Below are 8,111 nucleotides of genomic sequence, written 5' to 3'. Positions count from 1 at the left end.
GAATAATGTATAGCGATTGGAAATAAATAGATCCAGTCGCTTTTTTAATTGAAATTTATAGATTAAGGAGAAGAAATTAATGGATAGAGAAATGATAAATATTAATGCAAATTTAGTTAAAGAAGTGGAATTATCAGAATTTGAAAGAGATGGAGAAAAAGTAGATGTAGCAAATTTTACTCTCATTAAAAAATATGGTAAAGGAAAAGAATATATAAATTGTTCAGTCTACGGAGAAAAAAGCGAACGTGCAAAAGAATTAGATAAAGGAGATCTAATCCATGTCTTTGGATATTTCAAAGAAAACAAAAAAGGAGATAAGGTCTACAAGAATTTTATAGTTAAATCACTAAATAAAATAGAAAATAAGAAAGAAAACGAGGAGGAATAATATGGAATTTTTTACAGCTGGAGTTGGAGTTTTAAAGACACTTGTAACTGCAATTGGTGCAGGTTTAGGAGCATGGGGAGTTATTAACTTGATGGAAGGTTACGGTAACGATAACCCTGGTGCTAAATCTCAAGGTATTAAGCAGCTTATGGCTGGTGGAGGAATTGTACTAATCGGTATCAGATTAATTCCACTACTTGCAAATGCTTTAAATTAGGAGAAAGTCTATGTTTGGTATCTTTGACAAGCTAACTGAATTTTTTAAGGATATGCTACTCGGAGGTATCAAAGCAAATCTTGAGTCCATGTTCTTAGATATAAATGACAAGGTGGGAGTTATTGCAACTGATGTTGGGAAGACACCAATGGGTTGGAATGGAGAAGTATATAACTTCATAAAGAACATTAATGACAATGTGATTGTTCCAATAGCAGGTCTTATCATAACAGCAGTTTTATGTATTGAACTCATAAATATGGTTATGCAAAAGAATAATATGCACGATACGGATACTTTTGAGTTTTTCAAATACATTATAAAGATGTTTATAGCAGTCTACCTTGCAAGCCATGCCTTTGAATTTTCAATGGCAGTCTTTGATGTGGCACAAAATCTTGTAAACAAAGCGGCAGGGGTAATCACTACTTCTGCCACTGTTTCAGGAGATCAGATAGTTGCTATGGTTGATACATTAAAAGAAAAAGATGTTGGTGCATTAATAATGATATTAGTTGAAACAAGCCTTGTAAGGATTGCAATTCAATGTATATCTTTAACTATTACCTTAATAGTATATGGGCGTATGTTTGAAATATATGTCTACTCATCAGTATCATCCATACCATTTGCGACTATGGGAAATAAAGAATGGGGTCAGATTGGAACAAATTATATCAAGGGACTTTTTGCCTTGGGACTACAAGGTTTGTTTTTGATGGTATGTTTAGGTATCTACACCGTTTTAATAAGGACGGTACAGATTACAGATATTCACGCAAGCTTGTTTAGTATATTAGGATATGCTCTACTACTTGGACTTATGATGTTTAAGAGTGGAACAGTTGCAAAAAGTATTATGAATACGCACTAGGAGGAATAAATGTTAAAAAAGAAAAATTGTGCTTTATTGGGACTTGGAATTTTATTGGGAGGAACTTATGAAATTTTAAAAGAGAAAAAAAGAAATGAAGAGATTAGAAACTTAAAGAGGAGAATAAATAGACTCGGAAGATGTCACAATGAATTTGTTATGTATCAAGGAGAATACAATGATAGAAATGAAGAAAAACAAGAAGAATTAGAAGAAAGAATTAGCTACCTAGAAGAAGAAACAATATCTAATTATGACCATATACTTGAACTTTCTAAAGAAGAAGTAGAGGGAGATTAAAATGGCATATGTACCAATACCAAAAGATTTGGACAAGATTAAAACAAAGGTTGCCTTTAACTTAACTAAAAGGCAACTTATAGGTTTTTCTGTGTCAGGACTAATTGGCATACCAACCTATTTATTTATGAAGAAATATCTGCCTAATGATGTTTCAATTATTGCAATGCTAATAGTAACCCTGCCAATCTTTTTTATAACCTTATATGAAAAAGATACCTTAACTTTTGAAAAATATTTTAAATTTTTCTATCTTCATAAGTTTTATCAACCAACTAAGAGAATAAGAAAGGAGGCATACTTTGAAGCAAAGAAAAAAGCAAATCAGCGACTTAAATCTAAGGGAAAAACAATTAAAAAAAGACCGAAAGGAAGTAAGAAAGCTAAAAACAAAGAAAGATCCAACAAATAGTCTTCTAAGTGTAATTTTAAAGAAAGAGAAAAAGAGATTTACTGTTGAAGATACAATTCCCTATATAAGAATGTTACCAGAGGGCATTTGCCAGTTAGATGAAAAAAATTATTCGAAGACAATTTCATTTCAAGATATAAATTACCAGTTGGCATTGGAAGAAGATAGAGATTTAATCTTTAACCAATTTGCCAATTTTTTAAATTCTTTTGATCCAAGTGTTCACATTGAACTTTCATATGTAAATCAATTAGGAAGAAATATAGACCTACAAGATGCAATTAAAATTGCTGATAAGGGAGACTTCTATGACGATGTAAGAAAAGAGTTTAGAGAAATGTTAAAACTTCAACTTGCAAAGGGCAATAACGGACTTAAAAAGATGAAGTATATAACCTTTACAACAGAAGCCGATAACCTAGAGCAAGCAAGGGCAAAGTTAAATAGACTTGAAGTAGATATTTTATCCAACTTTAAATCTATGGGAGTAAGAGCAGAAAGCCTTGATGGAGAAGAAAGACTAAGACTTGTTCATGATATGTTAAATCCAGATAAGAACTTTGATTTTTCATATAAAGATTTGAAGAAGAAAGAGTCTACAAAATCACATATAACTCCCAATATCTTTAATTTTGCACCAGCAAATAATTTTAAGTTTGGGAAACATATTGGAGCAGTAAGTCATTTTCAAATACTTGCAAGTGAGTTATCAGACAGAATGTTATCTGAGTTTTTAGATATTGATGACAATATTTATGTAGCTTTTCATATAGATGTAGTTGAACAAGCAGAAGCTATTAAACTCATTAAAAGAAAAAACACAGACCTGGACAGAATGAAAATTGAAGAACAAAAGAAAGCAGTTCGTGCTGGATATGATATGGATATAATTCCTTCAGATATAAATACTTTTGGGGCTGATGTTAAGTCCATGTTATCTGACTTACAAAATAGAGATGAAAGGCTCTTTGTAGTTACCATAGTAATGATGAATTTTGCTAGGACTAATCAAAAGTTAGAAAATACTATAGCTCAAATCTCATCAATTGCTAACAGACATAATTGTCAGGTAAAAAGATTATCTCACCAACAAGAACAAGGACTTGTTTCTGTTTTACCTTTAGGAGTTAATCAAGTCGAGATAAAAAGATTTTTAACTTCATCATCAACGGCAGTATTTATGCCTTTTACAACAGAAGAGCTATTTATTGATTCAGCAAATTCTTTGTACTATGGATTAAATGCCCTTAGCCAAAACTTGATTATGGCAGATAGGAAGAAACTTAAGAACCCTAACGGACTAATATTAGGAACACCAGGTTCTGGTAAATCTTTCTCAGCAAAGAGAGAGATGGCAAATGCAATTCTTGTCACAGACGATGATGTAATTATTTGTGATCCTGAAGGCGAGTATTCAAACCTTGTAAAACAATTTAATGGAGAAGTTATTAAAGTTTCGGCAAAATCAAAGGACTACCTAAATCCATTAGATATTAATATGAACTATGGAGATGGGGACGCACCTTTAAAGGATAAGGCAAATTTCATAATGTCTATGCTTGAACTTGTGGTAGGAGGATCTGGTCTTACTGCTGCAGAAAAATCTGTTATAGATAGGTGCTTACCAAAGATATATCAAAAATATTTTGAAGACCCAAAACCAGAAAATATGCCTATATTAGGAGATTTATACGATATGCTCCTATCTCAAGAAGAGGGAGTTGGTAGGAAGCTCGCAACAGAAATGGAAATTTATGTTAAAGGAAGTCTTAATGTCTTTAATAATAGGTCAAATGTTGATCTAAATAGGCAATTGCTTTGCTTTGATATAAAAGAGCTAGGAACACAACTTAAAAAAATAGGTATGCTTGTAATTCAAGACCAGGTTTGGAACAAGGTTTCCCTAAATAGAGGAAGCAAGTCTACAAGATACTATATAGATGAGTTCCACCTTTTATTAAAAGACCCACAAACTGCTTCATATTCAGTAGAAATCTGGAAAAGATTTAGAAAATGGGGAGGTATTCCAACAGGTATAACTCAAAACGTAAAAGACCTTTTAACAAGTCAGGAAATTGAAAATATCTTTGATAATACAGACTTTGTTCTAATGTTAAATCAAGCATCTGGAGATAGAGATATTCTTGCTAAGAAATTAAAAATATCACCTTATCAGTTAAACTATATTACTAATTCAAATGCAGGTGAGGGATTACTATTCTTTGGAAATACTATTGTTCCTTTTATAGATAAATTCCCTAAAGATACAATGCTATATAAGCTAATGACAACAAAACCAGAAGAAGCTAAGTAGGTGTGATATGGATAAAAAACTAAAAAAAGATTTTCAAAAGAAAATTATACGAAATAGGGACGCTCCTGAAAAGAATATGGATAGTAAACTTGTTCATTCAGATGATTATACCAATAAGATTATTAAGAATAAGGATAGGTTCGGAGATAAAATTTCAGAAAAAGAATCTAAACTTATTCATGAGAATGTATTAGCTAAAGATCAAAAACAAGATAAACTAAAAGATTTTCAGAAGTCTAAAAACAAGGAAAGAATTAGAAAAGAATTTTTAGATAATAAGGATAAGGTTGAAGAAACAAAACAAACTAATCTTGAAATAAGGACAGATGAAAGCTTTAAACTTGATGAAGAGTTAGATGTAGACTTCAAAAAGGTAAATTTTGAAAGTGAAAATAGTAGAAATATTAATTCTAATAAATTAACATCAGATGATATTTCAGCTAAGGCTCAACCAATAAACAATAAGAAGGCATCAAGTAAAAGACAAGTTCTTAAAAATTATGAGGATAAACTTATCCATAGTAAGGATAAATTCCAAGACAAAATTAACGAGAGAGAGTCTAAGCGAATCCATACAAGTGAAGAAAAACCTATTGAAGCAAGGAAAAACAAGAGAGTATATAGAAAAGATAAGCTTGTTAAAGATGAAGTAAGCAAGAACGAGAGTAATACTAGTATCGATAAAAAGCAAAAGCAAAAGCTTTATCAAGAAAAGAAGTTTAGAGATAAGGAAAAATTTTCTAAAGAGATAGATAAAGAAAATAAGCTAAGCCAAGTTGATACAGATAAGACTTTTGATAATTCTGAGCTTAAGGACAATAATCAAGAATTTATAAAAGATGAAAAGGAAACAAGCCTTAAACCTTCAGAACAAAAGAAAGTTAATAAAAAGAAGACTTACTATAAGAGAAAAAATTATGAAAGTGATAAATTCACTCGAAAGAAAATCGATGACTTAAAAAATGAATCTAAGAAAGTTACACCGAAAGATTCTAAGAAGGCGCAAGATGTTAAAGACTTTATCTCAGATAAAAAGATTGGAGAGCTTGAAAAGTCTAAAAGCAAGCTAAAGGATAATATCTTAAAGAATAAAACTAAAGGAAGTCTATCTTCTGGGGTTTTATTATCTGGAGCTAAGTCTTCAGAATTAGTTAGAGATTATTTAAGTTCAGGATCTGACAATACTGGTGTAGAATCTGGAGAAAAGGCCGCTAATGTAAGCTCTAAACTTCAGCATGGAATAAGGAAGTATAAGCTAGATAAAAAGAAAAAGTCCTTAAAAAAGCTATCTAAACTTGATAAAAAAATAAGAAAGAGAAAAAGCAAGTTGGAGTTTAAAAGTGGCTTGGAAGATTTAAAAAAGTCAGATGCCTATATAAAGAAAAATAGATTTAAGAAGTTTTACCAGAGAAAACAAATGAAGAGCATGATAGCTAAAAAGCACGAAACAAGACTTGTAGATAGAGTTAAAAAAGCTATTTTAAGTTTAGGTAAGGCTTCTAAAGAGCTAATCATAAGAAAAAGTAAGATGGTTTTATTTGTAGTAATAGGACTAGGTCTTATGCTATCAATCATGATTGGTGGTGGAAGTGTTGGTATGAGTGGACTAAGCAATTCAGTAAATTCAGTAATGACAACAACATACCTATCACAAGATACAGTTCTAAGTGAAGTTAATCAAGAATTTTCATCAATGGAATATGATCTTCAATCACAAATCGAAAGTGTAAAAACAAGTCATCCTGGATATGACGAATATATTATAAATAAAGAAGGAGAAATTGGTCATAATACCCATGAACTTTTATCCTATATAACTTCAAGATGTGGAGAAGTAAAATCAGCATCTGAAGTAAAAGGAATTTTAAAAGAACTTTTCGATAAGATGTATAAGCTTGACTTTAAGGAAGAAATTGAAATTAGAACAAGAACAGTAGCAAGAACTAGATATGATAGTCGTGGCAATCCTTATACTAGCTATGAAAAAGAAGAGTACGAATATAAAAAGTTAATTGTAACTTTAAAGAAAAAAGAAATGGATGAAGTTGTTAGAGAAATATTTAAAGATTATCCAGACAATGTAGTTCATTATGAAGCTCTTCTTGAAGCTAAGGGAAATATGGGAGATGTTTTTGGATCAGGAAATGGGGACTTAGGAGAAATAGTAGATAATCCAAACTTTGGAAATCCTGGTCTTGCTTTTGATTCAGCTACTGCCAAAGCCTTATTTAATGAAGCAGAAAAACATATAGGCAAAAGATATGTGTTTGGAGCAAGTGGACCATCTAACTTTGACTGCTCAGGTTTTGTATTTTGGTCATTTACAAAGTCAGGAGTTAAGAGAATGCCAAGAACAACTGCATGGAGAATATACAAAGACTATTGTAATCCAGTAAGTCCAAGTGAAGCTCAACCTGGAGATATTATATTTTTCCATTCAACATATAACAGTGGAACTCCAATATCTCATGTAGGAATATACGCAGGTAACGGAATGATGATTCACGCAGGAGATCCAATTCAATACACATCAATAAATTCAAAATATTGGAAATCACACTTTTATGGATTTGGAAGACCAAGATAGAAGGGAGATATTATGTGAACAGAAAACTTATAAGTATTAGAAACAAAAAGAAAAAAATAGAAGAGAAATTGAAAGATTTAAATGCAAAATACAAGGAAATTTGCGATGAAGAAATACAAGTTGAAAATGAAGAAATAATTGTAACTCTTAGAAGGAACAATATTAGCTTGGAAGAATTAATGGAGAAAATTAATGATAGAAAAAGAGAAGAAAAATTAAAAGAAAAGGAGAACATTCATAATGAAGAAATTTAATACGAACAGACTAAGAGCCTTTTTTATGGCTCTTTTATTAGTTTTAACATCAACTTCAACTACTAATGTACTAGCTAAAGCTGATGATACAGATGGTAGTAAAAAAGTTATAGAAAGTTCAATAAGCAAAATTAGTGATTTAGAAAATCAGATCAAAGACTTAAATGATAATAAACAAGAAGACCAATCAAAGATAGATGAATTAAAGGAAAAGTTAGAATATTGCAAAGATAATGGAGAGAAACTAAAACAAGAAAAAGCTAAGCTAGAAGAAGAGATTAGAAATAAAGATAATAAGATTGCTCAATTGAATAAAGAAATTGAGGATCTTAAAAACTCCAATAATGATGAACTAATAGCAGAAATTACTCAGCTTAAAGATGAATTAAAAAGATTACAAGATGAAAATGCAAAACTAAAAGAAGATTATTCATCTACAAAATGGGAGTTAGAAGCTGAGAAAGAGAAGACCGATAAAAACGAAAATAAAATCAAAGAAATTCAAGAAAAACTCGAGTCTTTAAAAGGAGAACTTGCAAAAAAGACTAAAGAAATTGAGGATAAAGATAATAAAATTAAAGGTTTGGAAAAAGCTCTTGATGAAAAAGATACTAAGATAAAAGACCTAGAGTCTAAAAAGAAAGAAACAGAAAATTCTAAGTCAGAATGTTGCAAGAAAATTGAAGAGCTTCAAAAGGCTATTGATAGTTTAAAAGAAACTTCTGAAAATACAAAAAAAGAATTAGAAGATAAGATTAAAGA

8 protein-coding genes and 1 pseudogene are annotated in these 8,111 nt (G+C 30.6%); all 9 read left to right on the top strand.

What is annotated here, in order from left to right; translation table 11 throughout:
• Positions 1–79: 79 nt before the first annotated feature.
• The gene (locus E4T79_RS10405; protein ID WP_002839977.1) at positions 80–391 is read left to right on the top strand and encodes a hypothetical protein; all 312 of its coding nucleotides are present in this window, start codon (positions 80–82) and stop codon (positions 389–391) included.
• Between the two features lies 1 nt (position 392).
• Positions 393–608, top strand: a complete 216-nt coding sequence (locus E4T79_RS10400) for a Maff2 family mobile element protein (RefSeq protein ID WP_135030042.1) — start codon at positions 393–395, stop codon at positions 606–608.
• A 10-nt stretch (positions 609–618) separates the two neighbouring features.
• Positions 619–1,482: a VirB6/TrbL-like conjugal transfer protein, CD1112 family gene (locus tag E4T79_RS10395; protein ID WP_000466914.1), complete on the top strand. Its 864-nt coding sequence runs from the start codon at positions 619–621 to the stop codon at positions 1,480–1,482.
• A 9-nt stretch (positions 1,483–1,491) separates the two neighbouring features.
• Positions 1,492–1,782, top strand: a complete 291-nt coding sequence (locus E4T79_RS10390) for a hypothetical protein (RefSeq protein ID WP_004837741.1) — start codon at positions 1,492–1,494, stop codon at positions 1,780–1,782.
• A gap of 1 nt (position 1,783) precedes the next feature.
• Complete coding sequence (locus E4T79_RS10385) at positions 1,784–2,194, top strand: PrgI family protein (protein WP_135030040.1); 411 nt, start codon at positions 1,784–1,786, stop codon at positions 2,192–2,194.
• Positions 2,085–4,508: a VirB4-like conjugal transfer ATPase, CD1110 family gene (locus E4T79_RS10380; protein ID WP_135030038.1), complete on the top strand. Its 2,424-nt coding sequence runs from the start codon at positions 2,085–2,087 to the stop codon at positions 4,506–4,508. The genes E4T79_RS10385 and E4T79_RS10380 overlap by 110 nt, the downstream gene beginning before the upstream one ends.
• Before the next feature lie 7 nt (positions 4,509–4,515).
• A complete protein-coding gene (locus tag E4T79_RS10375; protein ID WP_135030036.1) occupies positions 4,516–7,095 on the top strand; it encodes a C40 family peptidase in 2,580 nt (859 codons plus the stop codon).
• A gap of 14 nt (positions 7,096–7,109) precedes the next feature.
• The gene (locus E4T79_RS10370) at positions 7,110–7,349 is read left to right on the top strand and encodes a hypothetical protein (protein WP_001080402.1); all 240 of its coding nucleotides are present in this window, start codon (positions 7,110–7,112) and stop codon (positions 7,347–7,349) included.
• Positions 7,336–8,111, top strand: a pseudogene (locus tag E4T79_RS10365) (copper amine oxidase); the annotation flags it as partial. The gene E4T79_RS10370 and the pseudogene E4T79_RS10365, both read left to right, overlap by 14 nt.

This window comes from Streptococcus sp. LYSM12 (assembly GCF_004569635.1).
Classification (GTDB): domain Bacteria; phylum Bacillota; class Bacilli; order Lactobacillales; family Streptococcaceae; genus Streptococcus.
Note: the sequence above shows the minus strand (reverse complement) of the source record. Positions and strands in the feature narration are given on the sequence as shown.